Origin of the sequence: Pararhizobium sp. DWP1-1-3 (assembly GCF_049896125.1) — a bacterium.
GTDB lineage: Bacteria > Pseudomonadota > Alphaproteobacteria > Rhizobiales > Rhizobiaceae > Pararhizobium.
Genome location: NZ_JAFCTR010000009.1, coordinates 141,573 through 167,346, shown reverse-complemented (window position 1 = coordinate 167,346; position 25,774 = coordinate 141,573). Strand labels below are relative to the sequence as shown.

The following is a 25,774-nucleotide window of genomic DNA, read 5'->3' as shown; positions in this document are numbered from 1 at the left end:
CCATCCGGTCTGCTGGGGTGTCCGCTTCCAACCGCGCCTTTTCGGCATTTTTGGAAGCGCAAACGCGGGGTGTACTCCCCCGCAAAAAACAAACCGGCGGGCCCTTGTTGAAAGGTCCCGCCGGTGTAAGGCTTAGCGGCGAATGCCGAGAGCAGTAATCAGCTTGGTGTACCGTGCCTCTTCCTTGCCCTTGACATAGTCAAGAAGCGAACGGCGAGTGGAAACCATTGCCAGAAGGCCACGACGCGAGTGGTTGTCCTTCTTGTGACCCTTGAAGTGTTCGGTCAGGTTGTTGATCCGCTCGGTGAGGATTGCAACCTGGACTTCCGGGGAACCGGTGTCGCCTTCGACGGTTGCGTATTCCTTGATAAGCGCAGCTTTGCGCTCTGCAGTGATCGACATCGTGTCATCCTTTCAATGTTTAGGATTTCAGGTCGCCAGCAGCCGGGATGTCGTCTAGCTGCGGCCGTGAAGGCAAAAGTCCGCAGAGAGCGGGGTCTGATGCTGGCGCTGCCTATAAACCATCCGGCATTAAAAAGAAAGAGGGCGGATAAAGGTGGCGCAATCGCTCGACATGCCGTCATTGCGGCGGCGTACGCGGCTTCATCGGGGCGGATTTCGTGTCGTCATCGGCCATCGTACAATCAAGGTAGCTGGCAAATACCCAGCCGAGCGTGCCGTCCGGCGCAGTCACCTTGGCCCACCGCCTGCCGGCGAGCGACCGCTCATCAACGACCACCACGGCAGTACCGTTGCGCAGAGCGGAAAGGACGCGGCCTTGCGGCGCGGACCGCACGTTAAGAGGCGTTCCGGTCGGGTCCGCGACGACACAGCCGGCGGCCAAAGCGGCGGCCGGATCGCCTGACGATACCGCGATAACAACGAGCGCTGTCCTGATGATATTTAGAAGCATATCCCCTCCACGACAAACCGGGGCATCCGCAAACACCCTATGGCGAAACCGAGAGATTGGCGCTCAGCTTTTCGTCCGGGATTTTAACGCGCCATTCGATCCCGTCGTCGTGCATGATCCGCTCCAACTTGGCATCCAGGGCCATGCCGAGCATGCGCTCCAGCACCATGGTGCCAAACCCCTTGCGCACGCTGCCGCCCTCGGGGGGAGCAATGTCGGCGCCCTTTTCTCTCCAGACGACGAGGAAAGTGCCATCGGAGACCGACCATTGCAGGTCGATCACACCGCTCGCGTTGGCAAGCGCCCCATACTTGGTGGCGTTGGTGGCAAGTTCGTGCAAGGCCATGCCGAGTGTCTGCGACACTTGCGCATCCAGCCGAACCGGTGGCCCTGACAGATGAACCCTCTCCGGATCATCTGGCGTAAACGGCTGCAGCTGGTTTTGCGCCAGCTCGCGGAAATCGACGCCCTGCGCGGCATTGGCAATCATCAGATCGGTCGAGCGGGCAAGGCCGGCGATGCGCTTGCGGAACGTTTCGGCGAAATCCGCCCGGCTTTCCGCTGCGTTGAGCGATTGGTTGAGCATCGACTGGATGACGGTGAGCTGGTTTTTCGAGCGGTGCGCCACCTCGCGCATCAGGAAGCGGATCTCGTTTTCCGCCTTTCGGCGCGCTTGCGCCGCTTCTGCCAAAGCCGCCGATACGGTTTCGATTTCGGCGATCATGTGCCTGCGTGCCGCAATCGGCCTGCCCGCTCCCAAGAGGTGCGCGTCGCGAGCCAGCATTTTGACGCCTTGCGCCAGAAGCCGTGCAATGGTCGCAGATCCGGCGATGGCTATGCCGGCAAAGATAAGCCCGCCCAGCGACAGCCAAAGATAGGACCAGAGCGCAGGCGCATCGACATCCGCACTTTTCGCCCAGGCAATGATCTTCCAGCCGGTGAGTACGGAAAATTCGGTGACCGTCCTGTATTCCACTCCATCATGCACTGCGTCGCCGACACCGACGCGCAACGCCGGCACGATCTCCATGAAAAACGGCTTGCCGACCGCCAGCTTCGGATCGGACGATGCAATCACCTTGCCAGCTCCGTCCAGCAATGCCGCATCCCAGCCGGGCGACAAGACGTCCCGGTTGACCGCCTTGAGCATGTTCTCGGCATTCTGGGTCAGGGTCAGCAGGTAGTCGCCATTGCCGAGCGGGGTGGTGATCGGAAGGTAGACGTTGAACACCCATCGTTTCGCTGTCTGACCAAAGAACACATTCGAGACGAACGGACCGCCATTTTCGAATGCCTGATCGATGGAGGTCGGGTCGGATGCTTTCGCCAGCGGGGTTCCAAACGGTACCCGCGTGTTGAAAAGCTGATTGTGGGCGCGGTCGATCACCAGCAGGTTCGAATCCGTTCCCGCAAGCGATGAGCGGGCGCGCTCGTAGAATTGCCGAAGATTCTTGTTGTCGTTCGTGCTCGCCGTGGACATCACCTTCAGCGTGGTCAGCATACTATCGATCTCGCGCTCCACCACGCGCGTGACCGAGCCGGTCGAGGCCTTGAGCAGCGCTGTGACCACGCGCTCCTGCTCATCGGTGCTGCGTTTCAGAATGATCATCGAAAACACGAAGGAGGGAATAATGGCGACGAGCAAAAGCACCGTCAGATAGAATGACAGTGGACGTCTCAATCGCGAACGCAAGAGCGCTCTCCAGGGAGCACGCGGCGCACCTTCTCTGTCCAGTCCGTCGCTCAAGCGTCCATCACCCAAATTCCATAGCCGAAGATCGGCAACACGCCGACTTCGATTCACGCTGCACACGGGCCACGCCCGAAGGGGTTTGCGAATCCAGAATACAGGTCCGGAACATGCGCCAGCGGTTTCCGGAAGGCAACCGATGCCATGCGCCGAAATTTATGAGGATCTATCGGAGGATCAAGCGGTGACGAAGACGCGCTTCGGCCGGAATTCGCCTTCGCCGATTTCGCCGATGGCAACCAGCTTGCCCCGCGAGGTCGCATAGGCCTCCGGTTCGGCTGTTGGGGCATCGCGGCCGCGCAGGATGATTGGATTGCCCATTTTCAGGCGATGGGCCTGGTCCTCGGAAATGGCGATATGCGGCAGGTTCGACAGGGCTTCGCCAGTATCGATCAGGAAAGCATCGAGCGCCTCCAGCCGTTCCTCGTCGCTTTCGATCTTTTCCAGCGCAACCAGCTCGGCCAGCGGCACCATGGCTTCCTCGGCAAACGGCGCCACGAAGCTGCGGCGCAGCGAAGCGATGTGACCGAAGCAGCCAAGGTCACGGCCGAAATCGCGCGCCAGCGAGCGCACATAGGTGCCCTTGCCGCATTCGATCTCGAAATGTGCCAGGTTTGGCGTGCACCCGAGCAGCGACAGGCGGAAGACTTCGACTTCGCGTGCCGGAATATCGACGGTCTCGCCTTCGCGGGCCAGATCGTAGGCGCGGTTGCCATCGATCTTGATCGCCGAAAACTGCGGCGGCACCTGGCTGACTACGCCGGTATATGTCGGCAGAAGCGCGCGAATGTCTTCTTCGGACGGGCGGGTATCGGATGACTGCGTCACCTCGCCTTCGAGATCGTCGGTCGAGCGCTCTTCGCCCCAGGCAACGGCGAATTCATAGATCTTGCGGCCGTCCATCACGTAGGGAACGGTCTTGGTCGCATCGCCCAGCGCGATCGGCAGCATGCCCGACGCCAAAGGATCGAGCGTACCGGCATGCCCGGCCTTCTGCGCCTTGAACAGCCACTTGATCTTCGATACGGCCTCGGTCGAACCGAAATCCAGCGGTTTGTCGAGGATCAGCCAGCCGGAAATCGGCCGGCCCTTGGGCTTACGGGGTTTTGACATGCTTCAAGCTCTTTTTTTGCGGAACGTCGCGGCAGTCTTGGCAACGCTGCCGTCGGGCATTTTCTGGCTGTTGCCCTTTTCGAAGCCAAGGGCATAGAGACGGCGTGCGATCAAATATCCGGCGGCAATGGTGGCCCCATTGCCGGCGCTATAGTCCTCGCCGAGACCTTCGACCAGCAAGGGCTCGATGGCGCCCAGCGGTGGTTTGCCGGATGCGGCGGCCTCCAATAGCAGCTTTTCATTATAGGGCGAAGAGACGATGGCTTCGAGTGCCTTCATCTCGCGGTCGCCATGGGCGATGTCCTTGCCGTGGCGAAACGGCAGGCCGGAGGCGACTATCATTTCCACGAGGCGGACAGAATCGGCATTGTCGAAGCGTGCCAGACCGTTGCGATAGAATGTCTGGCGCTGTTCGAACGTCCAGCTGTTGAGTTCGTCCAGAGTGATATGCTTTGCCATCACTGCTCGCCGTCTTCGTCCTTCAGATCGCGCATAACTTCCGGCGACCGCAGCAGCTGGTCGATCTTCTTGTAGTTGTCGAAGCTGGTATCGTCCTTGAAGCGGACTTCCGGCATGTATTTCAGCTGCCGGATATGCGGGGTCAGACGACCACGAATGTATTTGGCATGACGGTTCAGCGCCTCGATAACATTGGAGTGATCGGCAACGCCGAGCGGTGTCACGAAGGCCGTGGCGACGCGCAGGTCGGTCGACATGCGGACTTCGGAAATCGAAATCACTGTCGTCTCAAGCAAGGAATCGCGCACTTCGCCACGCTGCAGCACCTGTGTCAGGCCTGCACGTACCTGTTCGCCGACCCTCAGCATGCGCTGCGAGGGGGCAGAGGATGTCACTTTACTCATGGTTTTTCCGCTGTCTGGCGTTTCAAGGAACGCGACCAAGGCGGTCCAATGCTACTTTCAGGCCAAAAGGTCAAGGCTTTCCGGTCATTCAGCCAGCCGCGCCAGCGGCGAAATCAGCCCGCAACCCTCTTGAAAGCGGGCACGCGGCATGGTCAACCTGATCGAAACGGCGAGCGGACGGAGACAGGATGCGGGTTCTGGTGGTTGAAAACATGGCGCATTCCGACCTTGGACAGGTTGGGGTGGCGTTGCAGGAAGCAGGCGCCCAGATCGACCCGCGCCAGCCGTTCACCGGACAAGCCCTGCCCGGCGACATTGATGGGCATGATGCCCTTGTCGTGCTTGGCGGAGAGCAGAGTGCGGTCGACGACCATATCCATCCCTACCTGCCGGAGCTTGCCCGATTGATGCGTGCCTTTGCCGATGCCGGCAGATCGGTGCTCGGCATCTGCCTCGGCAGCCAGCTTTTGGCGCGCGGCCATGGTGGCGACAATCTTCTCGGCAAAGCGCGGGAGTTTGGCTGGCACGAGGTCACGCTGACGGCGGAAGGCGAACGCGATCCGGTGCTCAGCGCCGCAGGCCCTGCATTCAAAAGCTTCGAATGGCATTCCGACAGCTTTACGATTCCACCCGGCGCCGTGCATCTGGCCACAAACCCGACTGTCGCCAATCAGGCCTTCCGGATCGGCCGCGCCGCTTACGGCATGCAGTTTCATTTCGAGGCGGGGACACCCGTCGTCGAGGGCTGGAACCGGACCTTTGAAACGGTGATCAACCGTATCGATCCGGACTGGCTGCAACACTATCCGGAACATGCCGCACGCCATGCCGGGCAGTCAGATGCTGCCGGATTGGCGTTGGCACGTGCCTGGGTCGCCACGATCCAGCCCGCCGAATATGTTGACCATGGTACCCGCCGGTTGGCGGGCGTCAGCGCATGACAGATAAACGTGGTCCGGCATTTGCCGTCGGAGCCAACGATCCTATCTATTACACTGCGTGACATCGTATAGAGCGCAGGAGGAGCTTGCGACCGGGGCAAGCTTGAAGCTGAGGAGCAGAATATGCGGATAAAGAACCTTTTCGACGGACAAGCCGAGCATTCGGTGCCGAACCATGGTTCCACCGCCAAATACCGCCCACTTGCCATCGGTGTTCTGATGGTCTTAGCGTCTCTGGCAACCACTGCCCCCGCAATGGCCGCCTATTGCGGCAGCACGCCGGAGCCGGGGCTCGACTGGAGCGAATGCACCAAGAAGAACCTGATGCTGCCCTCCAGCGAACTCGAAGGAGCCAACCTCTCCGGCACCGATTTTTCGTTGACCGATCTGAGCGGTTCGAACCTGACATCGGCCAACCTCGAAAAGGCCAATCTGGTGCGCGCATGGCTGGCCGGAGCCAAGGCTGAAAAGGCCAATTTCGCCCGCGTCGAGGCCTATCGCTCGAGTTTTGCCAATATTGCCGCCAACGGCGCTTCATTTGCCGGCGCCGAACTGCAGCGCGCCGATTTCAGCGGCGCCGATCTGACCGGAGCCAATTTCGAAAAGGCGGAGGTCGGCCGCGTCCTGTTCAAGGGTGCCGTGCTTACCGGCACGCGTTTCGCGCTTGCCAACCTGTCGCGCGCCAATCTCAGCGGCGCGACCTTCGAAGGCCCCCTGGATTTCGACCAGGCTTTCCTGTTCCTGACCCATATCGAGGGGCTGGATCTTTCCGCAGCCAAGGGCCTCGTCCAGGCCCAGGTCGATCTGGCTTGCGGCGACAAGGAAACCAAGCTGCCGGAAGGATTGACGACCCCGGCGGGCTGGCCCTGCGCTTCAGACTGAAGCCGGCTAACGAGCGACGCATATCGTCCAGGATGTGCCCTCGCTTAGCCTCATCGGAAACACTGGACATCAGAGGCTTCTCCGCTAGGTTCATCGGCAAAATCGGAGGAGCGAATCATGAACCGACTGAATGTCCCCCAGGAAGGCGGCTGCCGATGCGGTCAGGTGCGGCTGAAGATCAGCGCAGCGCCGATCATCACCATGGCCTGCCACTGCACCGGCTGCCAGAAAATGTCCTCCAGCGCCTTTTCGCTAAGCGCCGCCATCCCGGCCGAGGGTTTTGAAGTCATCGCCGGCGAACCGGTGATCGGCGGCCTGCATGGCGCTACCCGTCACTATTTTTGCCCGCATTGCCTGACCTGGATGTTCACCCGCCCCGAAGGCATGGACTGGTTCGTCAATCTGCGCTCGACCATGCTGGACGACACAAGCGGTATTGCCCCTTTCGTCGAGACATTCACCAGCGAGAAACTCCCCTGGGTGGCAACATCGGCCATGCACTCCTACGAGACATTTCCGCCGATGGAAGCCTTTGGGGGGCTGATGCAGGAATTTGCCGAGCGAACGGCATCCGCCTAAAACCCCTGGAACAGAAAATCCGTCGCGGCGGTAATGGCGTCCGCATGACCTGTGAGGTCGGCAACATCGACGCCAAGTTCAGTGATCGAAACGACACCGATGAACTGCGTCGCCATCGTATAAGAGCGTCCATTAATCTCGAAATGCGGATTGAGCCGAGCAATGACGGGTGACAGGTCTCCCTTGGGTAGAAGCGGAACGACGGCGCAGGTCTGGAGGTTCGACAGAAGATCGGACTGCACGGCCAGGACCAATGCATCCCCTGACCTCAGATGATAAGCATGAAATCTCGCCATCAGAACTGGCGATATTTCGCCAATGGCAAGCCATGTTCCTCGACATATTTATTGGACGCCGCGATCGCCTCGGCATTTTCCAGCCGCCACAGGCGTTCCTGCTCGGCCTTAACGGCACGCCCGATGCCGTCCTCGGCCGCACGCGACAAATTGATCTTGAGGTCGCGCGCCTGCGAGACGAGGTCGCTGTCTAGGGATAGATTGGCGGATTTGCGGGCGGGTTGAGACATGGTCTTCTCCATCTGGCATGCGCCGAATATATGCGCATGCCAGATGGAAGAAAAGACCTCACTCGTCGCTCATCTTCAGCGCTGCGATGAACGCTTCCTGCGGAATATCCACCTTGCCGAACTGGCGCATGCGCTTCTTGCCGGCCTTCTGCTTGTCGAGCAGCTTGCGCTTGCGCGAGGCGTCGCCGCCGTAGCATTTTGCCGTCACGTCCTTGCGCAGTGCCGAGATGGTTTCGCGGGCGATGACGTTGCCGCCGATGGCGGCCTGGATCGGGATCTTGAACATGTGCTTGGGGATCAGGTCCTTGAGCTTTTCGCACATATCGCGGCCGCGCCGTTCGGCAGCCATGCGGTGCACCATCATCGACAGAGCATCGACGGGCTCGCCATTGACCAGCACCGACAGCTTGACCAGATGGCCCTCGCGGTGATCGGTCAGGTGATAATCGAACGAGGCATAGCCCTTCGAGATCGACTTCAGCCGGTCGTAGAAATCGAAAACGACCTCGTTGAGCGGCAGGTCATAGGTCAACATGGCGCGCTTGCCCACATAGGTAAGCTCGATCTGCAGGCCGCGCCGGTCCTGGCACAGCTTCAGAATGCCGCCGAGATAGTCGTCAGGCGTCAGGATCGTCGCGCGGATCCACGGCTCGTGGATTTCGGCAACCTTGACGACATCGGGCATATCGGCCGGATTGTGCAGCTCGCGCTCTGTGCCGTCGTTCATGAACAGCTTGTAGACGACCGACGGAGCGGTGGCGATCAGGTCGAGATCGAACTCGCGCTCGAGACGTTCCTGAATGATTTCGAGATGCAGCAAGCCAAGGAAGCCGCAGCGGAAGCCGAAGCCGAGCGCAGCAGACGATTCCATTTCGAAGGAGAAGGAGGCGTCGTTGAGGCGCAGCTTGCCCATGGCGGAGCGCAGATCCTCGAAATCGGCGGCATCGACCGGGAAGAGACCGCAGAACACCACCGGCTGGGCCGGCTTGAAGCCCGGCAGCATCTTGGCCGTCTGGCGCTTGTCCTCGGTGATGGTGTCGCCGACGCGGGTGTCGGCCACTTCCTTGATCGAGGCGGTTATGAAGCCGATCTCGCCGGGGCCGAGCGCCTCGACATTGACCATCTTCGGCGTGATGACGCCGACACGCTCCACCTGATATTTGGCGTCCGCACCCATCATGCGCACCGTCATGCCGCGCTTCAGCGTGCCGTCGAGCACGCGCACGAGAACGATGACGCCGAGATAGGCGTCGTACCAGCTATCGACGAGCAACGCCTTCAACGGGCCATTCTCGCCTTCCTCGCTCTTCGGCGCCGGCAACTGGTGGACGATGGCTTCCAGTACCTCGGGAATGCCGAAGCCGGTCTTGGCCGAGATCAGCACGGCCTGGGAGGCGTCGATGCCGATGACTTCCTCGATCTGCTCGCGGATACGGTCGGGTTCGGCGGCCGGCAGGTCGATCTTGTTGAGAACGGTGACGATCTCGTGATTGTTGTCGATCGCCTGATAGACGTTGGCGAGCGTCTGGGCTTCAACGCCCTGCGACGCATCCACCACCAGAAGCGAGCCTTCGCAGGCCGACAGCGAGCGCGAGACTTCATAGGCGAAGTCGACATGGCCGGGCGTGTCGATCAGGTTGAGAACATAGGTCTCGCCGTTGTTGGCGACGTAGTGCAGGCGCACGGTCTGCGCCTTGATGGTGATGCCGCGCTCTTTCTCGATATCCATCGAGTCGAGAACCTGCTCCGACATTTCGCGTGCGGCAAGGCCGCCGGTCGACTGGATCAACCGGTCAGCCAGCGTCGACTTGCCATGGTCGATATGGGCCACGATCGAGAAATTGCGGATATGCGACAGGGGCGTCTTTGAAGGTGTTGTGCTCATGCGCCGCATATAGCAGCGGTATCAATCGCCGCAAAGCAGGAAATGCAGGCTTTGTTCACTATAATTGCCGGATATCGCCCGCAACCGGATCGCCCTCGACCATCGCACCGGCATTCGGCATCTGCGCGCTCTTCATCTCGAAATTCTCGCGCAGGTGCGGCGGCACCGTTTCGCGGAATTTGAGCCGCATAGCGACGAAGGCTGCGTAGGCGAGCGCCGTGCCCATGGCCGCATAGATGAAGGTCTTCGGGCCGAAGACCGGCGTCAGCAGCGTGATCGATAGGGGAATGATGGTGGCGGCGATCGACCAGCACATCAAAAGCGTCGAGGCGAGCGGCACGAAATCGGCGGGGGCGGTGCGATCGTTGGCATGGGCATTGGCAATCGAATAGACGGTTTCGACGGCACCGGCAAAAACGGCGAAGACCAGCATTAGCAGGATCAGGTTGGCAAACGAGACGGAGAGGGCCACGAGGGCGGCGGCGGCAATCAGCAGGCAGACGAGGATCAGCACGATGCGCCGGTCGATCCGGTCCGACAGCACGCCCATCGGATACTGGATGAAGATCAGCCCGAACTGCATGACCAGCATCAACAGTGCCACATCGCCCTGGCTGACCGAATTGGCGGCGGCATAGATCGGGGTAAAGCCTTGCACGGCCATGGATAGCCCACCGGCAGCAAGAACGCCGACGAAGGCGACGGGGGAATTGCGCCAGACCATCGGCACATCGACGCTGACTTTGGCTGGCGGCGGCGGATTGGGCAGGCGCGTCAGGCCGATCGGCAGGATCGCCATGGTGGTGAAGAAGATGGTGAGCAGCGGTGCCAGATTGCCGTCTGCCGGGATCTGGCCGAACAACCAGGCGCCAGCGCCAATGGCGATGACATAGACCATGTAGAACACCGACATCGCCTTGCCGCGCCAGCTGTTGGCGCTGGCATGGTTGAGCCAGCTGAGCGAGATGATGAAATTGATATTGCCGGCTGCGCCATAGACGCCGCGCGCAAACACCCAGAGCAGTGGATGGAAGCCGAGCGCGATCAAAAAGGCCGACAGCAGAACCAGCGCCATCGAGCAGGAAAACGCCCGTGCATGGCCGACCCGTCGGATCATCGGTCCGGCAACGACGCAGCCGGCGAGACCGCCAAAGGCAAGGGCCGTCACCGCCGCACCGGCAACCCAGGGCGGGCTATCGCCCTTCGCCAGAAGGAAAGGCACATAGGCGAACATCATGCCATTGCCGATGCCGACACAGGCCATGGAGGCGACAATGCTGGCGATCGACAGCACGGATGCGCGCGGCTGCTCGGACCGGATTCCTTCTATCGCCGCCATTCACCCTCTCAAGCCCGCAACAGGCGGCACTGCCGCCGCCTGTTCAAGTCTTCACTAAGATATTGATCGCAAGGCGATTTCCTCAGCCGCCTCGCGAAATCGCACTCTATCCGGTTGCGTCGAATTTGAATGTCGCCAAAACGGCATAGGCCGACTTTATTTCAAGGGACCAGCAATTTTCATTGACTCCACCATAAGAACAATTAATTCTCTTATAATGGAAAATTCAAACGGTTTCGAAACGGATATTGCCGCCCGGATGAGGGCGCTGAGATTGGCACAGTCGATGACGCTCGACGAGCTCGCCAGCCGTGCCGGCGTCAGCCGGGCGATGATCTCGCGCATCGAACGTGGCGAAGCGAGCCCGACCGCCCAGCTTCTCGCCCGGCTCTGCAGTGCATTGGGCACGACCTTGTCGCGATTTTTTGCAGACGGCGAAAAGGCCGGGGATCCGCTCTCGCGCCAAAAGGATCAGCGCGTCTGGCGCGATCCGGAAACCGGTTATCTGCGCCGTTCCGTCTCGCCCGATGGCACCGGTTCGCCTGTCGATATCGTCGAGGTCGAGTTTCCGCCCGGTGCGCGCGTGGTATTCGAACAGCAGCAATTCGACGCCGGGCTGACGCAGCATCTCTGGCTCTTTGAAGGAAGGCTGACCATGACCGCCGGCGAAGAGACACATGTGCTGGAGGCCGGCGACTGCCTGTTCATGCGCCTTGCCGAGGCCCACATCTTTCACAATCCGCACGATGCGCCGGCACGCTACGCCATCATTCTCAACCGCAGCAAAGTCTAATCCCAATGTCCGAGATTACCATCAGCACGCTCACTCCTTCCGAAACCACGGCCGCACTGCCCGCGCTTGCCGACATCCTGTCCGATTGTGTCGAGGGTGGCGCCTCCGTCGGTTTCATGTCGCCCTATACCTCGCAGGATGCGGCCCCTTATTGGCAAGGGGTTGCCCAGGCGGTCACCGAAGGCAACACGGTGCTGATCGTGGCGGAGAAGGACGGCGAAATCCTTGGCACGGTGCAGCTCGGTATCGGCACGATGCCGAACCAGCCGCATCGCGCCGACCTGAAGAAGCTGCTCGTCCACCGCAAGGCCCGCGGCCTCGGTCTTTCGCGCCTGCTGATGGACGCTGCCGAAGACGCCGCGGTCCAGCATGGACGGCATGTTCTGGTGCTCGACACGGCCACCGGAAGCCCGGCGGAGAGCATCTACGAAAAATTCGGCTGGCAGCGTGTCGGCGTCATTCCGCAATACGCCCTGATGCCGGATGGCAGCTATTGCGGCTCGACGTTCTTCTACAAATCACTGGCTGCGGATTGACGCGCCGAAAACACGCAGGGCTCCACCTGTCCTTGTCACCAAAAATGGCCATACCGCGCTGAAAAAACCACGTTTTCCGGCCGATCCACCCATTCCGCACCCCTTATCTTCGTGCTAGCTGATTTACTGCCGCAAGGCCGATATTCTTAAGGGGAACCCATGAAAACCATTCTTCAGCGCGCGGGTCTGGCCGCGCTTTCCATCGCCATGCTTCTCGGCGGCGTCTCCGTTGGCTCAGCTGCCGACGTCACCTTCGAGATGAAAAACAGCCATCCGAATGCCGTCGAAGTCGAGCTTTACAGCCAGGACCGCGACCATGTCTGGCCGGGCAACAACCAGGTTTACCTGCTGGACGACGGCGAAACCAAGCAGATCCCGCTGTCCTGCGATCAGGGTGAAAAGATCTGCTACGGCGCCTGGATTTCCGGCGACAAGTCGACCTATTGGGGAACGGGTCCGGACAATGGCGAAACCTGCACCGATTGCTGCTACACCTGCACGGGCGGCAACACCGAAGAAATCGATCTGACCGAATAGCCGATCATCGGCCGCGCGGGCGCCCAACCGGAGCGCCCGCCAGCCTTCAGACAATTCAGCGCGGCATCTTTGCAAAACCCTTGACCAGGATAGGCCCTGTTGGCCGGCCTGTCGGCGAGCCGCCGGCCTGCTCTATGGTAATCTCGTAGAGTTGCGCTTCCTGCGGCTGCGGCAGTACGGGACCGGCAAGAACGATTTCCTGCGAACGCGGCAAAATCCCCAGCGACACCGGCCCCAGATCCTTGGAGGGAAGCGTCCAGACCTGCATGGTGCGGCCTTCCGGTACCGCGAAATCGACAAGCGGCATCACGCGGGCCGACGCATTGCCGAAATCCTCGACAATTGCCTGCGGCTCTCCCGCTGCATCCAGAAGCACGGCAACAACGCGCGGCTCCGGCTGCGACAGCAGGCTCCAGCCCAGACTGACCGCCAAAAGCAGTGACGCGGCAATGCCGCCAAGGGCGGTGCGGCGCCATGCGGAGCCACTGTTGTCATTTGCCGGCGCCGGTTGGGCAAGACCCGAGGTGACACCGGCCTTTGGCTCGTCCAGCGTTGCAGCAATGCGGCCCCACAGGCCATCCGGTTCGGGACCGGGCTTTGCCAGAAGATCCAGCGCCAGAAAACGGTCGCGGCTTGCGGCGACGGCGGCGCGAAGAGCAGCGTCGGTTTCGATCTCCACTTCGACGCGAGCATGATCGGCCGGATCCAGAAGGCCCAGAACATATTCGTCGGCCAGTTCATCAATATCCTGCTTGCCCACGCTCATGCCATGCACTCCCGAAGCGAGGCCAGCCCACGGCGAACCCACGCCTTGGCGGTGCCGAGCGGCACCTTCAGCCGGCCGGCGATCTCGCCATGGGTATAGCCGGATATATAGACCATCAGGATGCTCCGGCGCTTGGTCTCGTCGAGCCGCGACAGGCACGCGCGCAACCGGTTCTGGCGATCGAGATCGGCCCAGACATTGGCTGCATGATCCATGTGTTCGGCATCGTGCAGATCGGCCAGATTGTCCGGCTCGGTGAATTCCAGCCGCTTGCCGTCGCGCACCAGATTGAGCGCCCGGTTGCGGGCAATCGCATAGATCCAGCCGCGCGCCGATCCACGATCCGGCGTGTATTGGCCGGCCTTGGTCCAGATCTGGATAAAGGCTTCCTGCACGACGTCTTCGGCGAGGTCGCGCCGGCGCAGGATGCGCTGGGCAACGGCTACGAGCCGCGCACCCTCCAGTTCGAAGATTGTCCGCAGCGCATTGCGATCGCCCTTGGCGCAACCGGCCAGCGCGTCCGCCAATCTCTCCTGATGCTCCTGCATTCCGCTCCCACTGTCTCCCGCGCCCGTCACCATTGGTCCCGGTTGCGCGGATTGCATCGATGGACGTTGCTCGAGTGTCCACATAGGCGTTTTACCCGCCAAGGCGACCTCTGGACGCATTTCACAAAAATAAAAGTTCAGCCGGTGCATCCAAACCCGGCCTCCCGTGTGTCTACCGGTTGGAAGGCGGCTACAGATGGATCGCCTCCTGTGACGATTTCAGACAACAAGGAGATTTCGAATGAAGACCATGAAGACTGCATTGATCGCCTCCACGGCCCTGCTTGTCAGCGGCGGCGCCGTCCTTGCCGCGCCGGTTCTCGGCCTGACCGGAGACAAAACGCTCGTCCTGTTCGACACCGCCAATCCGGCTGTGACCAAGACAATCGACGTTACCGGCGTCGACAGCCTCGCCGGCATCGATTTCCGCCCCTCCAACAAGACCGTGATCGGTGTGACGCCGGACAGCCGGATCGTCACCATCGATCTTGAAACGGGTGCAGCAACAGACATTGCCAAGATGAATACGCCGCTGCCGATTGACGATGCGGCGGTGGTGGTGGACTTTAACCCGATGGCCGACCGGCTGCGCTTCATGACCGGCACGACCAATCACCGCGTCCATCCCGATACGGGTGAAGTCACCGTCGATGGCAAGCTCGCTTACGAGGACGGCGACATGCACAAGGGCGAAACGCCGAACATCGTCGCTGCCGCCTATATCAATTCCCACGGCAAGCCGGAAAAGACCGGGATGTACAACATCGACGCGACGATCGGCGCCTTGATCAAGCAGACCAAACCGAATGACGGCACGCTGGCCGCAATCGGCAAGCTCGGCATCGACGGCGCAGCTCCGGCCTTCGCCTTCGCTTTCGACATCCAGACCACGGCGGATGGAACCAATACGGCGTGGCTTGCCAATGGCACCAAGCTCTACACGGTCAACCTGGAAACGGGCGCGGCCACGGCGGCGGGCGAGATCACGGGGTCGGCGGGCGCGCTTCGCGACATCGCCGTTTTGCCGGCAATGTAGTGATTGCGCACCGGGCGGGTGGGCAATCCTGCCGGCCTGCCCGGTTCGAAAGCAAAGGCATGACGGCGCAACATGGGGCTGAAACAGAAAGTTGATTTCCCAAAAGTGTTGATCTTCATCTTCCTGCCGCAATCGGTAGTATGAAGCAGAGTAGATCTTTTGGGGACCCGTGATTCCATGATGAAGAAAATTGCCGTTCTGGCCATCGCCGCAATCTATCTTTCCGGCTGCACCACGACCGACCCGTATACGGGCGAGCAGAAAATGTCGAACACCGCCGGTGGCGCGCTGATCGGTGCGGGGCTGGGTGCAGCAACCGGCCTTCTGGTCGGTGGCAGCTCTGCCGGACGCCGCGACGCCGCTCTTGTCGGCGCCGGCATCGGTGCCCTCGGCGGCGGCCTGATCGGCAACTACATGGACAGCCAGGAATCCGAACTGCGCGCACAGCTGCAGAACACCGGTGTTTCGGTCACCCGCGTCGGCGACCGCATCGTTCTCAACATGCCGGAGAATATCACCTTCGCCACCGATCAGGACCAGATGAGCCCCAGGGCCTATCCGACGCTGAACTCGGTCGCGATCGTGCTGCGCAAGTTCAACAAGACGTTGATCGATGTCGATGGCCATACGGATTCGACCGGTAGCGCCAGCCATAACCAGGACCTTTCGGAACGGCGCGCCATCTCGGTCGCCAATTATCTCGGCTCGCAGGGCGTCGACCAGCGCCGCATGTCGGCCGTCGGCTACGGCCCCGACCGGCCGATCGCTTCGAATGGCAGCCCGGCAGGACGCGCCCAGAACCGCCGCGTCGAAATCTCGATCGCGCCGATCAAACAGGGCTGATTTGGTTTATCGCCTTGAAACGCCGGCCGCTCTGCAGTGGCCGGCTTTTTTTTGCGCACGAAAACGCCGTCCGATGCCGCATCGAACCGGCTCGCCATTGTCGGCGGTGCGGCCGACGCGTTCCGGCAAACGGCCGCTCATCGTTCGCCTTGAACGGTCTGGCCCCACTCGCCGGCGTTTTTCCCGTAATCCCGCGCCTTGGCCTTGATCGAGGATTTAGACGAAGAGATACGCCGGAAGCCGGAAACGCTGATGGCGCTGTTCGACCTCACTCCGGCGCAGACGCGGATATCCCTGCTTGTCACCAGCGCATGAGAGCCGTCGATATCGCCGGGTAGCACGGCATCGGCCGTTGGAAGCCATGTACGGTCGATAATCCGGAAAACCGGTACCGGCCGGCAATCGGAACTCAGTGCCCTGTTGGGCAAAATCCGTCGTTAAAGAGGCTGCTTGCCGGCCGATGCGGGCGGATAGACGTGCTCTTCGCCATTGAAATCCGACACGGTGTAGCAGCCGCCGCCGTTATCCTCGATGGTCGAGGCGCTGATCACAGTCTTGCCGTGGCCGCCGGGAATATCAAGGATATAGGCCGGCTGGCAGAGGCCGGAAACGCGGCCGCGCAGCGAAGCGACCAGCGTCTGGCCTTCCTCGATCGTCAGGCGGAAATGGCTGGTTCCCGGCGCAAGGTCCGGATGATGCAGGTAATACGGCTTGATGCGGTTTTCGACGAAGGCGCGCATCAGCGCCGCCAGCGTGTCGGGATCGTCATTGACACCCTTGAGCAGCACCGACTGGCTGACCATGACGATGCCGCTATCGACCAGCCGGGCGCAGGCAGCGCGCGCTTCCGCCGTCAATTCCCGCGGATGATTGGCGTGTAGCGCCAGATAGGTGGTCTTGCCGCTGGCCTTGAGGGCTGCGATCAGCGCAGCATCGACGCGTTCGGGCTCGACAACCGGCACGCGGGTGTGGAAACGGACGATCTTGACATGCTCTATCGATGCCAGCCGTTCCATGATCGAGGCCAGCCGGCGCGGCGACAGCACCAGCGGATCGCCGCCGGTGAGGATGACTTCCCAGATTTCCGGATGTCCGGCGATATAGCCAAAGGCATTATCCATTGCCTGCGATGCAAGCGTGCCAAGCCCTTGCGGCCCGACCATTTCGCGGCGGAAGCAGAAGCGGCAATAGACCGGGCAGACATGCACGGCCTTCAACAACACGCGATCCGGATACCGATGGACAATGCCTTCGACCGGACTATGGGCACCATCGCCGATCGGGTCTTCGCGTTCTTCCGGCAAACGCAACAGCTCCGCCGCATCGGGGATAAACTGCCGGGCAATCGGATCATTGGGGTCGCTGAGATCGATCAGAGCTGCGATCGCCGGCGTCACAGCCACCGCATAACGCAAGGCAACCGCATCCAGCCCGGCGCGCCGTTCGGCCGAAACAAGGCCCGCGCCCTGCAGATCATCGATCGTCTTCAAGGAACGAAGCGCTGTCACTTGCGGCCCTCGCTCAGCGAGCTGGTCTCTGCCACCGGTGCCCAGATCACCTGATCGATCCGCGACGCGCCGGTTGCCAGCATCACCAGCCGGTCGAAGCCGAGCGCGCTGCCGCTGGCCTGCGGCATGATCTCGAGCGCACTCAAAAAGTCCTCGTCCAGCGGATAGGTTTCGCCATAGACGCGGCTCTTCTCAGTCATCTCCAGACCGAAGCGGCGGCGCTGTTCTCTCGCATCGGTCAATTCGCCAAAGGCGTTGGCCATTTCCACTCCGCAGGCGTAGAGCTCGAACCGTTCGGCGACGCGCGGATCGTGCGGCGCCGGCCGGGCCAGCGCTGCCTCGGCGACCGGATATTCATAAAGGATCGTCGCCCGGCCGAAACCGAGATTGGGCTCGACCTTCTCGACGATCACCCGGCTGAACATATCCGCCCAGGTATCATCGTCAGCGACCCGAAGCCCGGCCGCGCGCAGGGTGGCGGCCAAGCTCTCCCGGTCGGTGTCGCCGCCCGCATCGATAGACGAGAGAAGATCGACGCCTGCGAACCGTGCAAAGGCCTCGGCAACGGTGATGCGCTCCGGCTCGGCAAACGGATCGGCCTGTGCGCCGCGATAGGTCAGCTGCCTTGCCCCCACCGTTTCGGCTGCAAGACCCAACATCTCCCCGCAATCTCGCATCAGCGCTTCGTAGGTTTCCCCGGCGCGGTACCATTCGAGCATGGTGAATTCCGGATGGTGCAGCGGTCCGCGCTCGCGATTGCGGTAGACATGGGCGAAGCAGGCGATGCGCTCCTCGCCGGCGGACAGCAGTTTCTTGCAGGCAAACTCCGGCGAGGTGTGCAGATAGAGCGGCGCCTTGCTGCCGTCGTGATGGATCGCCTGCGTGGCAAAGGCATGCAGATGCGCCTCGTTGCCGGGCGATATCTGCAGGGTCGCGGTGTCCACCTCGACAAAATCGCGTGCCGCGAAGAAACCGCGCAAGGCAGCCTGAATGCGATTGCGGCCGATCAGGAAACCTCGGCGGTCGGCATGGACGTCCGGCGTCCACCAGGGAGAGGCAGCAGGCATGAAGGTCGTGTTTCCGTTTTCTCGGGCAGTCGATATTTTACGGCAGTTGCACGGGTTTCTTCGAGCCGTATCCGCCGTCACACTGGCAATTTATCCAAATATAGGATAGGTGCGGCCCGAAAACGCTTTCTGGCGTCTGTGACGCGCATATTTCGTGCGCTCCTCTACGACGCATCAGCCTCAGTTACAAGGAAGACTTATGGTCAAGGTAATCGCCTCTTCTGTCCGCAAGGGCAATGTTCTCGAAGTCGATGGCAAGCTCTATGCCGTTCTGACCGCCGCGAACTTTCATCCCGGCAAGGGCACGCCGGTGACCCAGGTGGACATGCGCCGTATTTCCGATGGCGTGAAGGTCTCGGAACGCTGGCGCACCACCGAGCAGGTCGAGCGCGCCTTCGTCGAGGACAGCGAACATACCTTCCTTTATGAAGACGGCGAAGGCTTCCACTTCATGAACCCGCAGACCTACGATCAGGTCGCCGTGTCGCCCGACGTCGTCGGCGACGACAAGGCCTACCTTCAGGAAGGCATGTCCGTTCAGCTGAAGATGTTCGAAGGCCTGGCGCTTGCCATGGAATTGCCGACCCGCATGACGCTTGAAATCATTGAGACCGAGCCGGTCGTCAAGGGCCAGACGGCCTCGTCGTCCTACAAGCCGGCGATCATGTCGAACGGCGTTCGCACCATGGTTCCGCCGCATATCGGCGTCGGCACCCGCGTCGTCATCCTGACGGAAGACGCCTCCTATGTGGAACGCGCCAAGGATTGATCCCTCATCTCTGGAATACAAAACGGGCGCGGTTTCAACCGCGCCCGTTTCTGTTGTCGTAACCAACGATAGTTAGTGCTTCAATTCCGGGTAGATTTCCGAAACTTCATCCGCGTCGCTAGGGGTATCGTCATACCCTTCGAGCGTCACCGAAATGCTGTCGCCGACATCCAGCCCGCCTTCCCGGCGCACGGCGATACGTGATCCGTTGTCGCGCACCAGGATAGCCTCTCCATTGAAACCCTGCTTCAGCAGCCAGTCACGCGGCGCGTTGAGCCGGATACGGACCTGACGGCTATCGTCTTCTTCGCGGGCTTCGACGAGCTCATAGGAAACCGGCTGCGAATTGCCGTTGATTTCCAATTGGCCCTGGCCGCTGCCTTCGGCTGCAAATGTCAGCATGAATGTCTCCTTTGGACGCGTTTACCGGCGCACGGCACGGCCCACCGCGATCAGAATACAGGCGCCGATGAATCCGATGACCAGATATGCCAACCAGCCGGTGAAGCCCATATTGGCAAAGGCAAGGATAGCATTGAGGACGATGGCGCCGACAATGCCGAGAATGATATTCATGAACATGCCCATGTTGGATTTCATGAACTGTTCTGCCATCCATCCGGCAAAACCGCCGATGATGATTGCCGCGATCCAACCTACGCCGTTGACGTCCATGTTTTTGCCCTCGTTTAACATAATTGTTGCTGCGACCAATAACGCGTTGGTGGGCAATATGTTCCAAGCGGCTTCGTGAGCATTATCAAATACCCTTATATTAACCCTCACAAATATGAATTTGCTGCTGATTGCAGCTTCCGTTACAGCCCTGCCGGGAGATCGGCATCGGCTGGGGGAGAATAACGTCTTGGATCAACAGGCAATGGCAACAGCCCACGCAAACGAAGGCACCGTTCCACCCACGCCCACGGTACCGGGCATCGGCACCACAGCCGCACTGACCGGTGGCCTGATGTGCCTCCTGTCGATGTCGAGTGTTCAGTTTGGTTCGGCGCTTTCAGCGCCAGCGATTGCCGCCTACGGCCCGTTCGGCACCACCTGGCTACGCCTGGCTTGGGCCGCCTTTATGCTTGCCATCATCGTGCGTCCGCCGATCCTTCGCTACACGCCAGCACAGTGGCGGATGGCCGGGCTGCTCGGCGCCTGCATGGCCGGCATGACCTTGTGTTTTTTTGCGGCGATCGAACGTATTCCGCTCGGCCTTGCCGTTGCCATTGATTTTCTCGGTCCGCTTGCGGTGGCCACCTTTGCCTTCGGCCTTGGCTGGCGCCTTGTCTGGCCGTTGATCGCCGCTGGCGGCGTGCTTTTGCTGGCCCATGACGGCAACGGCTGGATTGGCGACACCACTGGCGTTCTTTTTGCCTTCGGGGCCGCAACCGGCTGGGGGCTTTACATCGTCCTGATGAAGAAGGCCGGAAACGCCTTTGAGGGCCTGCAGGGCCTCTCCATGTCGCTGATCGTCGCGGCAATCGTCGCCACGCCTTTCGGGCTCATCGATGCGCCGCGCATGACGGCCGAAGGTGTGGTGACCATCGCCGGTTTGGCGCTGCTTGTGCCGCTGATCCCCTATGCGCTGGAAATGATCGCGCTGCGCCGGATGAGTACGTCTTCCTTCGGCATTCTGATGAGCCTTGAGCCGGCGCTTGGCGCCCTTGCCGGCTTTCTGGTGCTGAGCCAGCCGATGACCGCCCTGCAGATCATGGGGACGGTTCTCGTCGTTGCCGCGAGCGCCGGCGCCACCGCCACCGGCCGCTGATACTGCCAGAATTAATGGGGCGCTTTTTGCAAACCCGGTGATAGAGTGATGATCCGCAAGCGTCGCTTTTTCCATCGAGGTGTGCATGTTTCCACTATCGCATATGATGAAAGCATTCATTCGCAAGGGCCAGCTGACCGTCATCGATGCCGATGGCAAACCGCATGTTTTCAAGGGTGAACCCGGTCCGGAAGTGACCATGCGGCTCACCGATCGCAAGCTCTATCGCAGCCTCGTCTTCAATTCGGAACTTGCCGCCGGCGAAGCCTATATGGACGGGACGTTGCGCTTCGAGGACGGCTCGACATTACGCGATTTCCTGACGCTGTTTTCGATCAACCGGCTGTCGCTGGGTTCCTACCCAATCCAGAAGGCGCTTCGCGCCATCAAGATGCGCTTCCGCAAGCGCCAGCAGTCCAATGTCAAGGGTGAGGCCCAGCGCAACGTCGCCCATCACTACGACCTCGGCAACGACTTCTACAAACTCTTCCTCGACGAGCATATGCTTTACTCCTGCGCCTATTTCCGCGAACCGGACGAGACGCTGGAGCAGGCGCAGCGCAACAAGCTGAGGCTGCTTGCCTCGAAACTCTGCCTCAGACCGGGCATGAAAGTGCTGGATATCGGCTGCGGCTGGGGAGACCTGGGGCTTTATCTTGCCCAGCTCGAAAATGTCGAAGTTCTCGGCGTCACGCTCTCCAAGGAGCAGCAGGCGCTGGCGACGCAGCGCGCCAAGGATGCCGGGCTGGAAGGACGTGTCCGCTTCGAACTGCGCGACTATCGCGAAGTCAACGAGAGCTTCGATCGCATCGTTTCCGTCGGCATGTTCGAACATGTCGGCGTCAGCCATTACGATGAGTATTTCAAGAAGCTGAATGCGCTGATGCCCGATGACGGCATCGCGGTCCTTCATTCGATCGGCCATATGAGCCCACCCGGTATGGCCAGCGCCTGGCTGCGCAAATACATTTTCCCCGGCGCCTATTCGCCTGCCTTGTCGGAGGTTTTCGAGGTGGTCGAGCGCAACAGCCTGTGGGTGAGCGATCTGGAATTCCTGCGTGTGCACTATGCGACGACGCTCAAGCACTGGGTCGAGCGCTTCGACAAGAACCGCGACAAGGTTGTGGAAATGTATGACGAGCGCTTTGCCCGGATGTGGGAATTCTATCTGGTCAGCTGCGAAATGATGTTCCGCACCGGCAGCCAGCTGGTGTTTCACATGCAGCTGTCACGCTCGCGTGATGCTGCCCCCATCGTGCGCGACTACATCACCGACCGGCAAAAGGCTTATATAGTCCGCGAGCAAACGCTGAATATTACCCTATGAGCGCCTGATCGTCGTCTCCCTGCCATTGCAGCCGCTTGTAGTCGAAGCCGTATTCGAGCGTCGGTTTCACCACGGCAAAATAAGGCGAGAGATCGAAGTCGCGTGGCGTATAGAGCGAATGGTGGCGGATATGCAGGATTTCGGCGCGTGAATAGGGCGATGTCGCCGACGCCCGTCCCGGTGCACGGGTGATCTCCGGCAATATCGGATAGCGGATCTGCTCGAAGGCCTGAGCAATCAGCGTCGAGCAGATGGCGCGTGTCGGATCGCCAGACCCGAACGCCAGCATGCGGCGGCGAAAGCGCACCGGCACCGGCGGCGTCGGCATGAAATAACGCAGCATGTCGAAGATGTTTTTCATGTCGTATTTCAGCCCGAGCCGCGAGATCATGAAAGAGAGAACCGCGTTACGATCATCCGGCGTCAGCCCGACAGGCCGGCAGATACGGGTGTTGTAGGTGCAGTATTTTCGGAGCGGCACCGCAACGCAGCCCTCGCCGAGATTGACCTCGATCAGCTGCGGCCGATCGATAATGGGGAGCGTTGCCTGATCGAGCGTCAGCGGGATTTCGTCGCCGGCAAAGAAGGCTGCATGCGACCAGGTCGATTGGGTGAGGTACTTGATGGTGTTGGAAATCTTGTGATTGCCCTCGATCAGCAGGATATCTCCCGGCCGCAGCGTCCGGGCCAACGTCTCGGGATCGGATGGCGTGTAGGGCTCGTAGCCCGACGTCCTCGCCGTCAGCCTCCCAGCCATGGCCATGCCGATGCGATCGAGAAGCGTATCCTTGCTGGTCAGAAGCGGGTTCATGCGAAAGCAGCCTTCTTCCGGGCGTTCATCCTTCTGTTTATGTAGGAATTTATCCGGCCACCTGTCGAGTCACACTGCCGCGTTAGGGGTTGACCTTCGCGTGAAGCGGCCCTAAATTTAGAATTATTCTAAACTAGGTTGACCGCATCATGTTTTCCCGCTTGCTTTCGCTCTCCAAGCGTCCGCTGTCCTCGCTTTCCGAACAGGAGGTTCTGGCGCTTGCCATCTCGTCCGAAGAGGACGACAGCCGCATCTACTTTGCCTATGCCGACGCGCTGAAGGACAAATACCCGGATTCCGCCAAGGTCTTCGAGGACATGGGCGAAGTGGAAAACGCCCACAAGACCATGCTGATCGACATGCACCGACGCCGATTCGGCGAGCGCATCCCGCTGATTCGCCGCGAACATGTCAAAGGCTTCCTCACCCGCAAGCCGGACTGGCTGCGCCACAACCAGTCGCTCGACGCCATGCGCCGCGAAGCCGAGACGATGGAAACGCAGGCGTATAATTTCTATGTCGAGGCGGCAAAGAACACCTCCGATGCGGCAACCCGGCAATTGCTGGGCGATCTGGCCTTGGCCGAACAGGGTCACGAGGACATTGCCCGCATGCTGACCGACAAGCATGTACCGGAAGGCGCGCGCAAGAAAGAAGATGAGGCGGCACACCGCCAATTCCTGCTGACATACGTGCAGCCTGGTCTTGCCGGACTGATGGACGGCTCGGTCTCGACGCTCGCACCAATCTTCGCCGCAGCGTTTGCCACCCAGGACACCTGGCAGACCTTTCTGGTCGGCCTGTCCGCCTCGGTTGGCGCCGGCATATCCATGGGCTTTACCGAAGCAGCGCATGACGACGGCAAACTTTCGGGCCGCGGTTCGCCACTCAAGCGCGGTCTTGCCTGCGGTATCATGACGACGCTCGGCGGCCTCGGCCACGCTTTGCCCTATCTCATCCCGCACTTCTGGACTGCCACGATCACCGCCGGCATCATCGTCTTCTTCGAACTCTGGGCGATCGCCTTCATTCAGAACAAATATATGGAAACCCCGTTCCTGCGCGCGGCCTTCCAGGTGGTTCTCGGTGGTGGGCTGGTGCTGGCTGCGGGTGTGTTGATCGGTAATGCTTGAGCGGACGCTTTGCCGCTCAGGGTTTTCCTGTTACAGACTAAAGGGCGTGAGCACTGTCTCATCGATCGAAAAAAGGAGTACCGGTCTCATGCGGCACCGCCCGCCTGGCTTCCTGGAATTCTCCCAAATCTGAGGTGAAGCGATGGATGACATCGCCGATCACGGCATTCGCTTCGGGCGAATTGCCGCCATGCTCCCAGTCAAGGACATGGGCAAAGCCCATGACTTCTACGTCAACGTCCTCGGTTTCCGGAAACCTTCCAAAACGGCAATCCGGTCGGCTTCATGATCCTTGCACGGGATCAGGCCGAACTGCATCTGACCCTGCAGCCGGGTCACAGGGCCGCAGACTTCAACGTGGCGCACATGATGGTGGGGGATGTCGATGCACTGCATGCGATCTGCCGGAGCCATGGACTGCGCATCGTCAAAGGCCTCCAGAACAAGGACTATGGTCTTCGGGCCTTTGTCTTTGAAGATCCGGACGGCAACCGGATCGATGTCGGTCAGGTGCTGCCAGCAAACCCCACTGATCAAAAATAGAGAAGGCGACCTGATCCGGTCGCGCCGTTCCTTTCCGATTAAAGTGATTTTTTCATTCTATGAAAGGTCACTGAAGAAATCAGGCGGCAGCCAAACTCTCCGTCATTCCTGTGCCTGTCACAGGAATCCAGCCAGCCCAAGTCTTTGGGCTGAAAGAGTCTTTTGACACGACAGACGTCGTGTCGCTGGATCCCCGCCACGAGGGCGAGGAAGACGGAAAATGGGGTGCCGCTCTCGTTAGACAACCGCTTTCAGAGTTTGTCAGCAGCCTAGAGGAAAGCGCCCTTCTTCAATCCATGCTTTGGCGGCAATCAGTTTCCGACCGAACCGACCAGCACTTCCGCGCCGTTTTCGATCGTCACCCAGCGGCCCGTGTTGAACGATGCCTGGCGCTTGAGGAAGCGATAGGGCGTCTTGCTCCAGATTTTGATTTCATTTTCGAGGTTGTCGAGGATGAAGTCGCCCTGCGCCGTGCGCACGGTCAGCACGGCATGGCCTTCGCCGTCCGGTTTGCGCACGACGGTGATCAGCAAATCCGACGGAGAGAAGCCCTTCTCCATCAGGCGCTTGCGCTTCAGGAGAACGAAATCCTCGCAATCGCCGGCGCCAGTGTCGGGATAGGCCCAGACCTCGTCCTTGCCGTAAAGGTCCATGTCGGTGATCGGGGTGATTTCGGTGTTGACGGCGAAATTGACCTCGCGGATGACCGACCAACCGAAATCGGTGACACGGGGTGCAACCGTCGATTTGGTCTTGATCTCGCATTCCGGGCGGTGGGTCTGGCAGAACTCGTAATGGCCGATCGGCTGCGAGGTGATGGCACCGGTCTGCATCGACAGCGCGGTTGCCGACGGCGCCGGGATGGCAATGCCTGCCGAAGCGAAAACAGCTGCAAGTGCCACGACCACTTTCCTGATGCCCATCAACTGCGCCATGCGTGTCCCCTGTGGCGCGGCTTCTTTCTAAACACTTCAGAAAGAATCCCCGCGAAA

At 60.6% G+C, this 25,774-nt stretch carries 31 protein-coding genes and 1 pseudogene; 13 read left to right on the top strand and 19 right to left on the bottom strand.

Features of this window, described 5'->3' with window-relative positions:
• Positions 1 to 132: 132 nt before the first annotated feature.
• The 6 genes from rpsO to rbfA all read right to left on the bottom strand — a co-directional run bounded on the left by rpsO (position 133) and on the right by rbfA (position 4,639).
• The gene (rpsO, locus tag ACP7BS_RS19015; RefSeq protein ID WP_060637911.1) at positions 133 to 402 is read right to left on the bottom strand and encodes a 30S ribosomal protein S15; all 270 of its coding nucleotides are present in this window, start codon (positions 400 to 402) and stop codon (positions 133 to 135) included.
• Positions 403 to 580: 178 nt separating this feature from the next.
• The gene (locus tag ACP7BS_RS19010) at positions 581 to 913 is read right to left on the bottom strand and encodes an SH3 domain-containing protein (protein ID WP_426239359.1); all 333 of its coding nucleotides are present in this window, start codon (positions 911 to 913) and stop codon (positions 581 to 583) included.
• 37 nt (positions 914 to 950) lie between these two features.
• Positions 951 to 2,660 carry a sensor histidine kinase gene (locus tag ACP7BS_RS19005; RefSeq protein WP_426239358.1) on the bottom strand — a complete coding sequence of 570 codons (1,710 nt, stop codon included), beginning with the start codon at positions 2,658 to 2,660 and terminating at the stop codon, positions 951 to 953.
• Positions 2,661 to 2,840: 180 nt separating this feature from the next.
• On the bottom strand, positions 2,841 to 3,776 hold the full coding sequence (truB, locus tag ACP7BS_RS19000; protein WP_426239357.1) for a tRNA pseudouridine(55) synthase TruB: 936 nt from the start codon (positions 3,774 to 3,776) through the stop codon (positions 2,841 to 2,843).
• Positions 3,777 to 3,779: 3 nt separating this feature from the next.
• Entirely contained in the window at positions 3,780 to 4,235 is a 456-nt protein-coding gene (locus ACP7BS_RS18995; protein WP_426230904.1) for a hypothetical protein, read from the bottom strand.
• Positions 4,235 to 4,639: a 30S ribosome-binding factor RbfA gene (gene rbfA / locus ACP7BS_RS18990; protein WP_113245463.1), complete on the bottom strand. Its 405-nt coding sequence runs from the start codon at positions 4,637 to 4,639 to the stop codon at positions 4,235 to 4,237. The genes ACP7BS_RS18995 and rbfA overlap by 1 nt, the downstream gene beginning before the upstream one ends.
• 188 nt (positions 4,640 to 4,827) lie before the next feature.
• On the opposite strand from rbfA, the gene ACP7BS_RS18985 reads away from it, so the two are divergent.
• The 3 genes from ACP7BS_RS18985 (at position 4,828) to ACP7BS_RS18975 (ending at position 7,041) form a co-directional block, all read left to right on the top strand.
• A complete protein-coding gene (locus tag ACP7BS_RS18985; protein ID WP_426239356.1) occupies positions 4,828 to 5,580 on the top strand; it encodes a type 1 glutamine amidotransferase in 753 nt (250 codons plus the stop codon).
• A 219-nt stretch (positions 5,581 to 5,799) separates the two neighbouring features.
• Positions 5,800 to 6,462, top strand: a complete 663-nt coding sequence (locus ACP7BS_RS18980; RefSeq protein WP_426239420.1) for a pentapeptide repeat-containing protein — start codon at positions 5,800 to 5,802, stop codon at positions 6,460 to 6,462.
• A 117-nt stretch (positions 6,463 to 6,579) separates the two neighbouring features.
• Positions 6,580 to 7,041, top strand: coding sequence for a GFA family protein (locus ACP7BS_RS18975; protein WP_426239355.1), 462 nt, complete (start codon positions 6,580 to 6,582; stop codon positions 7,039 to 7,041).
• Here the strand turns inward: ACP7BS_RS18975 and ACP7BS_RS18970 are convergent.
• Genes ACP7BS_RS18970 through ACP7BS_RS18955 form a run of 4 tightly spaced genes read right to left on the bottom strand, consistent with a single transcriptional unit; the run spans position 7,038 to position 10,791 of the window.
• Positions 7,038 to 7,337, bottom strand: coding sequence for a CcdB family protein (locus tag ACP7BS_RS18970; RefSeq protein ID WP_426239354.1), 300 nt, complete (start codon positions 7,335 to 7,337; stop codon positions 7,038 to 7,040). The two genes, ACP7BS_RS18975 and ACP7BS_RS18970, sit on opposite strands and share 4 nt — an antisense overlap.
• On the bottom strand, positions 7,337 to 7,567 hold the full coding sequence (locus ACP7BS_RS18965) for a type II toxin-antitoxin system CcdA family antitoxin (protein WP_426124899.1): 231 nt from the start codon (positions 7,565 to 7,567) through the stop codon (positions 7,337 to 7,339). Before ACP7BS_RS18965 ends, ACP7BS_RS18970 begins: the two co-directional genes overlap by 1 nt.
• A gap of 58 nt (positions 7,568 to 7,625) precedes the next feature.
• Positions 7,626 to 9,461, bottom strand: coding sequence for a translation elongation factor 4 (gene lepA / locus ACP7BS_RS18960; RefSeq protein ID WP_426124900.1), 1,836 nt, complete (start codon positions 9,459 to 9,461; stop codon positions 7,626 to 7,628).
• Between the two features lie 49 nt (positions 9,462 to 9,510).
• A complete protein-coding gene (locus ACP7BS_RS18955; protein WP_426239353.1) occupies positions 9,511 to 10,791 on the bottom strand; it encodes an MFS transporter in 1,281 nt (426 codons plus the stop codon).
• 217 nt (positions 10,792 to 11,008) lie between these two features.
• Here ACP7BS_RS18955 and ACP7BS_RS18950 point away from each other — a divergent pair, with 217 nt between their 5' ends.
• From ACP7BS_RS18950 to ACP7BS_RS18940, 3 genes are all read left to right on the top strand, one after another.
• Positions 11,009 to 11,584, top strand: a complete 576-nt coding sequence (locus tag ACP7BS_RS18950; protein ID WP_426239352.1) for a helix-turn-helix domain-containing protein — start codon at positions 11,009 to 11,011, stop codon at positions 11,582 to 11,584.
• 5 nt (positions 11,585 to 11,589) lie between these two features.
• A complete protein-coding gene (locus tag ACP7BS_RS18945) occupies positions 11,590 to 12,120 on the top strand; it encodes a GNAT family N-acetyltransferase (protein WP_426239351.1) in 531 nt (176 codons plus the stop codon).
• Between the two features lie 159 nt (positions 12,121 to 12,279).
• Positions 12,280 to 12,657 (top strand): hypothetical protein, encoded by a 378-nt coding sequence (locus ACP7BS_RS18940; protein WP_426230896.1) that lies wholly within the window; start codon positions 12,280 to 12,282, stop codon positions 12,655 to 12,657.
• 55 nt (positions 12,658 to 12,712) lie between these two features.
• On the opposite strand, the gene ACP7BS_RS18935 is transcribed toward ACP7BS_RS18940, so the two are convergent.
• Complete coding sequence (locus ACP7BS_RS18935) at positions 12,713 to 13,423, bottom strand: anti-sigma factor (protein WP_426239350.1); 711 nt, start codon at positions 13,421 to 13,423, stop codon at positions 12,713 to 12,715.
• A complete protein-coding gene (locus ACP7BS_RS18930) occupies positions 13,420 to 13,971 on the bottom strand; it encodes a sigma-70 family RNA polymerase sigma factor (protein ID WP_426239349.1) in 552 nt (183 codons plus the stop codon). The genes ACP7BS_RS18935 and ACP7BS_RS18930 overlap by 4 nt, the downstream gene beginning before the upstream one ends.
• Positions 13,972 to 14,212: 241 nt before the next feature.
• Here ACP7BS_RS18930 and ACP7BS_RS18925 point away from each other — a divergent pair, with 241 nt between their 5' ends.
• Positions 14,213 to 15,007, top strand: coding sequence for a DUF4394 domain-containing protein (locus ACP7BS_RS18925; protein WP_426239348.1), 795 nt, complete (start codon positions 14,213 to 14,215; stop codon positions 15,005 to 15,007).
• Between the two features lie 177 nt (positions 15,008 to 15,184).
• Positions 15,185 to 15,850, top strand: a complete 666-nt coding sequence (locus ACP7BS_RS18920; RefSeq protein ID WP_426124910.1) for an OmpA family protein — start codon at positions 15,185 to 15,187, stop codon at positions 15,848 to 15,850.
• A gap of 137 nt (positions 15,851 to 15,987) precedes the next feature.
• Here the strand turns inward: ACP7BS_RS18920 and ACP7BS_RS18915 are convergent, their stop codons facing one another.
• From ACP7BS_RS18915 to epmA, 3 genes are read right to left on the bottom strand one after another with little or no spacing between them, the layout of a single operon-like run.
• Positions 15,988 to 16,278 carry a hypothetical protein gene (locus ACP7BS_RS18915; protein WP_426239347.1) on the bottom strand — a complete coding sequence of 97 codons (291 nt, stop codon included), beginning with the start codon at positions 16,276 to 16,278 and terminating at the stop codon, positions 15,988 to 15,990.
• 9 nt (positions 16,279 to 16,287) lie between these two features.
• Positions 16,288 to 17,358 (bottom strand): lysine-2,3-aminomutase-like protein, encoded by a 1,071-nt coding sequence (locus ACP7BS_RS18910; RefSeq protein ID WP_426239346.1) that lies wholly within the window; start codon positions 17,356 to 17,358, stop codon positions 16,288 to 16,290.
• Entirely contained in the window at positions 17,355 to 18,425 is a 1,071-nt protein-coding gene (gene epmA, locus ACP7BS_RS18905) for an EF-P lysine aminoacylase EpmA (protein ID WP_426239345.1), read from the bottom strand. Before epmA ends, ACP7BS_RS18910 begins: the two co-directional genes overlap by 4 nt.
• Positions 18,426 to 18,624: 199 nt before the next feature.
• Here epmA and efp point away from each other — a divergent pair, with 199 nt between their 5' ends.
• Entirely contained in the window at positions 18,625 to 19,194 is a 570-nt protein-coding gene (gene efp / locus ACP7BS_RS18900) for an elongation factor P (RefSeq protein WP_426239344.1), read from the top strand.
• A 72-nt stretch (positions 19,195 to 19,266) separates the two neighbouring features.
• On the opposite strand, the gene ACP7BS_RS18895 is transcribed toward efp, so the two are convergent.
• Both ACP7BS_RS18895 and ACP7BS_RS18890 read right to left on the bottom strand, forming a co-directional pair.
• A complete protein-coding gene (locus tag ACP7BS_RS18895; protein WP_426230888.1) occupies positions 19,267 to 19,596 on the bottom strand; it encodes a hypothetical protein in 330 nt (109 codons plus the stop codon).
• Positions 19,597 to 19,617: 21 nt separating this feature from the next.
• Positions 19,618 to 19,869, bottom strand: coding sequence for a GlsB/YeaQ/YmgE family stress response membrane protein (locus ACP7BS_RS18890; RefSeq protein ID WP_426239419.1), 252 nt, complete (start codon positions 19,867 to 19,869; stop codon positions 19,618 to 19,620).
• Between the two features lie 205 nt (positions 19,870 to 20,074).
• Between ACP7BS_RS18890 and ACP7BS_RS18885 the strand changes: the two genes are divergently transcribed.
• Complete coding sequence (locus ACP7BS_RS18885) at positions 20,075 to 20,968, top strand: EamA family transporter (RefSeq protein ID WP_426239343.1); 894 nt, start codon at positions 20,075 to 20,077, stop codon at positions 20,966 to 20,968.
• Positions 20,969 to 21,053: 85 nt separating this feature from the next.
• A complete protein-coding gene (locus ACP7BS_RS18880) occupies positions 21,054 to 22,295 on the top strand; it encodes a class I SAM-dependent methyltransferase (protein ID WP_426239342.1) in 1,242 nt (413 codons plus the stop codon).
• Here the strand turns inward: ACP7BS_RS18880 and ACP7BS_RS18875 are convergent.
• Positions 22,285 to 23,106, bottom strand: coding sequence for a lipo-like protein (locus ACP7BS_RS18875; protein ID WP_426239341.1), 822 nt, complete (start codon positions 23,104 to 23,106; stop codon positions 22,285 to 22,287). The genes ACP7BS_RS18880 and ACP7BS_RS18875 overlap by 11 nt on opposite strands.
• Before the next feature lie 149 nt (positions 23,107 to 23,255).
• Between ACP7BS_RS18875 and mbfA the strand changes: the two genes are divergently transcribed.
• The gene (mbfA, locus tag ACP7BS_RS18870; RefSeq protein ID WP_426239340.1) at positions 23,256 to 24,239 is read left to right on the top strand and encodes an iron exporter MbfA; all 984 of its coding nucleotides are present in this window, start codon (positions 23,256 to 23,258) and stop codon (positions 24,237 to 24,239) included.
• A gap of 142 nt (positions 24,240 to 24,381) precedes the next feature.
• Positions 24,382 to 24,782, top strand: a pseudogene (locus ACP7BS_RS18865) (glyoxalase superfamily protein).
• 311 nt (positions 24,783 to 25,093) lie between these two features.
• Here ACP7BS_RS18865 and ACP7BS_RS18860 read toward each other — a convergent pair.
• Positions 25,094 to 25,717: a transglutaminase-like cysteine peptidase gene (locus ACP7BS_RS18860; RefSeq protein WP_426239339.1), complete on the bottom strand. Its 624-nt coding sequence runs from the start codon at positions 25,715 to 25,717 to the stop codon at positions 25,094 to 25,096.
• Positions 25,718 to 25,774: the final 57 nt, after the last annotated feature.

What these genes read in the sequence shown, in the direction of transcription:
- rpsO (WP_060637911.1), bottom strand. Translation starts at nt 402, where the DNA reads ATGTCGATCACTGCAGAGCGCAAAGCTGCGCTTATCAAGGAATACGCA.
- ACP7BS_RS19010 (WP_426239359.1), bottom strand. Translation starts at nt 913, where the DNA reads ATGCTTCTAAATATCATCAGGACAGCGCTCGTTGTTATCGCGGTATCG.
- truB (WP_426239357.1), bottom strand. Translation starts at nt 3,776, where the DNA reads ATGTCAAAACCCCGTAAGCCCAAGGGCCGGCCGATTTCCGGCTGGCTG.
- ACP7BS_RS18995 (WP_426230904.1), bottom strand. Translation starts at nt 4,235, where the DNA reads ATGGCAAAGCATATCACTCTGGACGAACTCAACAGCTGGACGTTCGAA.
- rbfA (WP_113245463.1), bottom strand. Translation starts at nt 4,639, where the DNA reads ATGAGTAAAGTGACATCCTCTGCCCCCTCGCAGCGCATGCTGAGGGTC.
- ACP7BS_RS18985 (WP_426239356.1), top strand. Translation starts at nt 4,828, where the DNA reads ATGCGGGTTCTGGTGGTTGAAAACATGGCGCATTCCGACCTTGGACAG.
- ACP7BS_RS18980 (WP_426239420.1), top strand. Translation starts at nt 5,800, where the DNA reads ATGGTCTTAGCGTCTCTGGCAACCACTGCCCCCGCAATGGCCGCCTAT.
- ACP7BS_RS18975 (WP_426239355.1), top strand. Translation starts at nt 6,580, where the DNA reads ATGAACCGACTGAATGTCCCCCAGGAAGGCGGCTGCCGATGCGGTCAG.
- ACP7BS_RS18970 (WP_426239354.1), bottom strand. Translation starts at nt 7,337, where the DNA reads ATGGCGAGATTTCATGCTTATCATCTGAGGTCAGGGGATGCATTGGTC.
- ACP7BS_RS18965 (WP_426124899.1), bottom strand. Translation starts at nt 7,567, where the DNA reads ATGTCTCAACCCGCCCGCAAATCCGCCAATCTATCCCTAGACAGCGAC.
- lepA (WP_426124900.1), bottom strand. Translation starts at nt 9,461, where the DNA reads ATGCGGCGCATGAGCACAACACCTTCAAAGACGCCCCTGTCGCATATC.
- ACP7BS_RS18955 (WP_426239353.1), bottom strand. Translation starts at nt 10,791, where the DNA reads ATGGCGGCGATAGAAGGAATCCGGTCCGAGCAGCCGCGCGCATCCGTG.
- ACP7BS_RS18950 (WP_426239352.1), top strand. Translation starts at nt 11,009, where the DNA reads ATGGAAAATTCAAACGGTTTCGAAACGGATATTGCCGCCCGGATGAGG.
- ACP7BS_RS18945 (WP_426239351.1), top strand. Translation starts at nt 11,590, where the DNA reads ATGTCCGAGATTACCATCAGCACGCTCACTCCTTCCGAAACCACGGCC.
- ACP7BS_RS18940 (WP_426230896.1), top strand. Translation starts at nt 12,280, where the DNA reads ATGAAAACCATTCTTCAGCGCGCGGGTCTGGCCGCGCTTTCCATCGCC.
- ACP7BS_RS18935 (WP_426239350.1), bottom strand. Translation starts at nt 13,423, where the DNA reads ATGAGCGTGGGCAAGCAGGATATTGATGAACTGGCCGACGAATATGTT.
- ACP7BS_RS18930 (WP_426239349.1), bottom strand. Translation starts at nt 13,971, where the DNA reads ATGCAGGAGCATCAGGAGAGATTGGCGGACGCGCTGGCCGGTTGCGCC.
- ACP7BS_RS18925 (WP_426239348.1), top strand. Translation starts at nt 14,213, where the DNA reads ATGAAGACCATGAAGACTGCATTGATCGCCTCCACGGCCCTGCTTGTC.
- ACP7BS_RS18920 (WP_426124910.1), top strand. Translation starts at nt 15,185, where the DNA reads ATGATGAAGAAAATTGCCGTTCTGGCCATCGCCGCAATCTATCTTTCC.
- epmA (WP_426239345.1), bottom strand. Translation starts at nt 18,425, where the DNA reads ATGCCTGCTGCCTCTCCCTGGTGGACGCCGGACGTCCATGCCGACCGC.
- efp (WP_426239344.1), top strand. Translation starts at nt 18,625, where the DNA reads ATGGTCAAGGTAATCGCCTCTTCTGTCCGCAAGGGCAATGTTCTCGAA.
- ACP7BS_RS18895 (WP_426230888.1), bottom strand. Translation starts at nt 19,596, where the DNA reads ATGCTGACATTTGCAGCCGAAGGCAGCGGCCAGGGCCAATTGGAAATC.
- ACP7BS_RS18890 (WP_426239419.1), bottom strand. Translation starts at nt 19,869, where the DNA reads ATGGACGTCAACGGCGTAGGTTGGATCGCGGCAATCATCATCGGCGGT.
- ACP7BS_RS18885 (WP_426239343.1), top strand. Translation starts at nt 20,075, where the DNA reads ATGGCAACAGCCCACGCAAACGAAGGCACCGTTCCACCCACGCCCACG.
- ACP7BS_RS18880 (WP_426239342.1), top strand. Translation starts at nt 21,054, where the DNA reads ATGTTTCCACTATCGCATATGATGAAAGCATTCATTCGCAAGGGCCAG.
- ACP7BS_RS18875 (WP_426239341.1), bottom strand. Translation starts at nt 23,106, where the DNA reads ATGAACCCGCTTCTGACCAGCAAGGATACGCTTCTCGATCGCATCGGC.
- mbfA (WP_426239340.1), top strand. Translation starts at nt 23,256, where the DNA reads ATGTTTTCCCGCTTGCTTTCGCTCTCCAAGCGTCCGCTGTCCTCGCTT.
- ACP7BS_RS18860 (WP_426239339.1), bottom strand. Translation starts at nt 25,717, where the DNA reads ATGGCGCAGTTGATGGGCATCAGGAAAGTGGTCGTGGCACTTGCAGCT.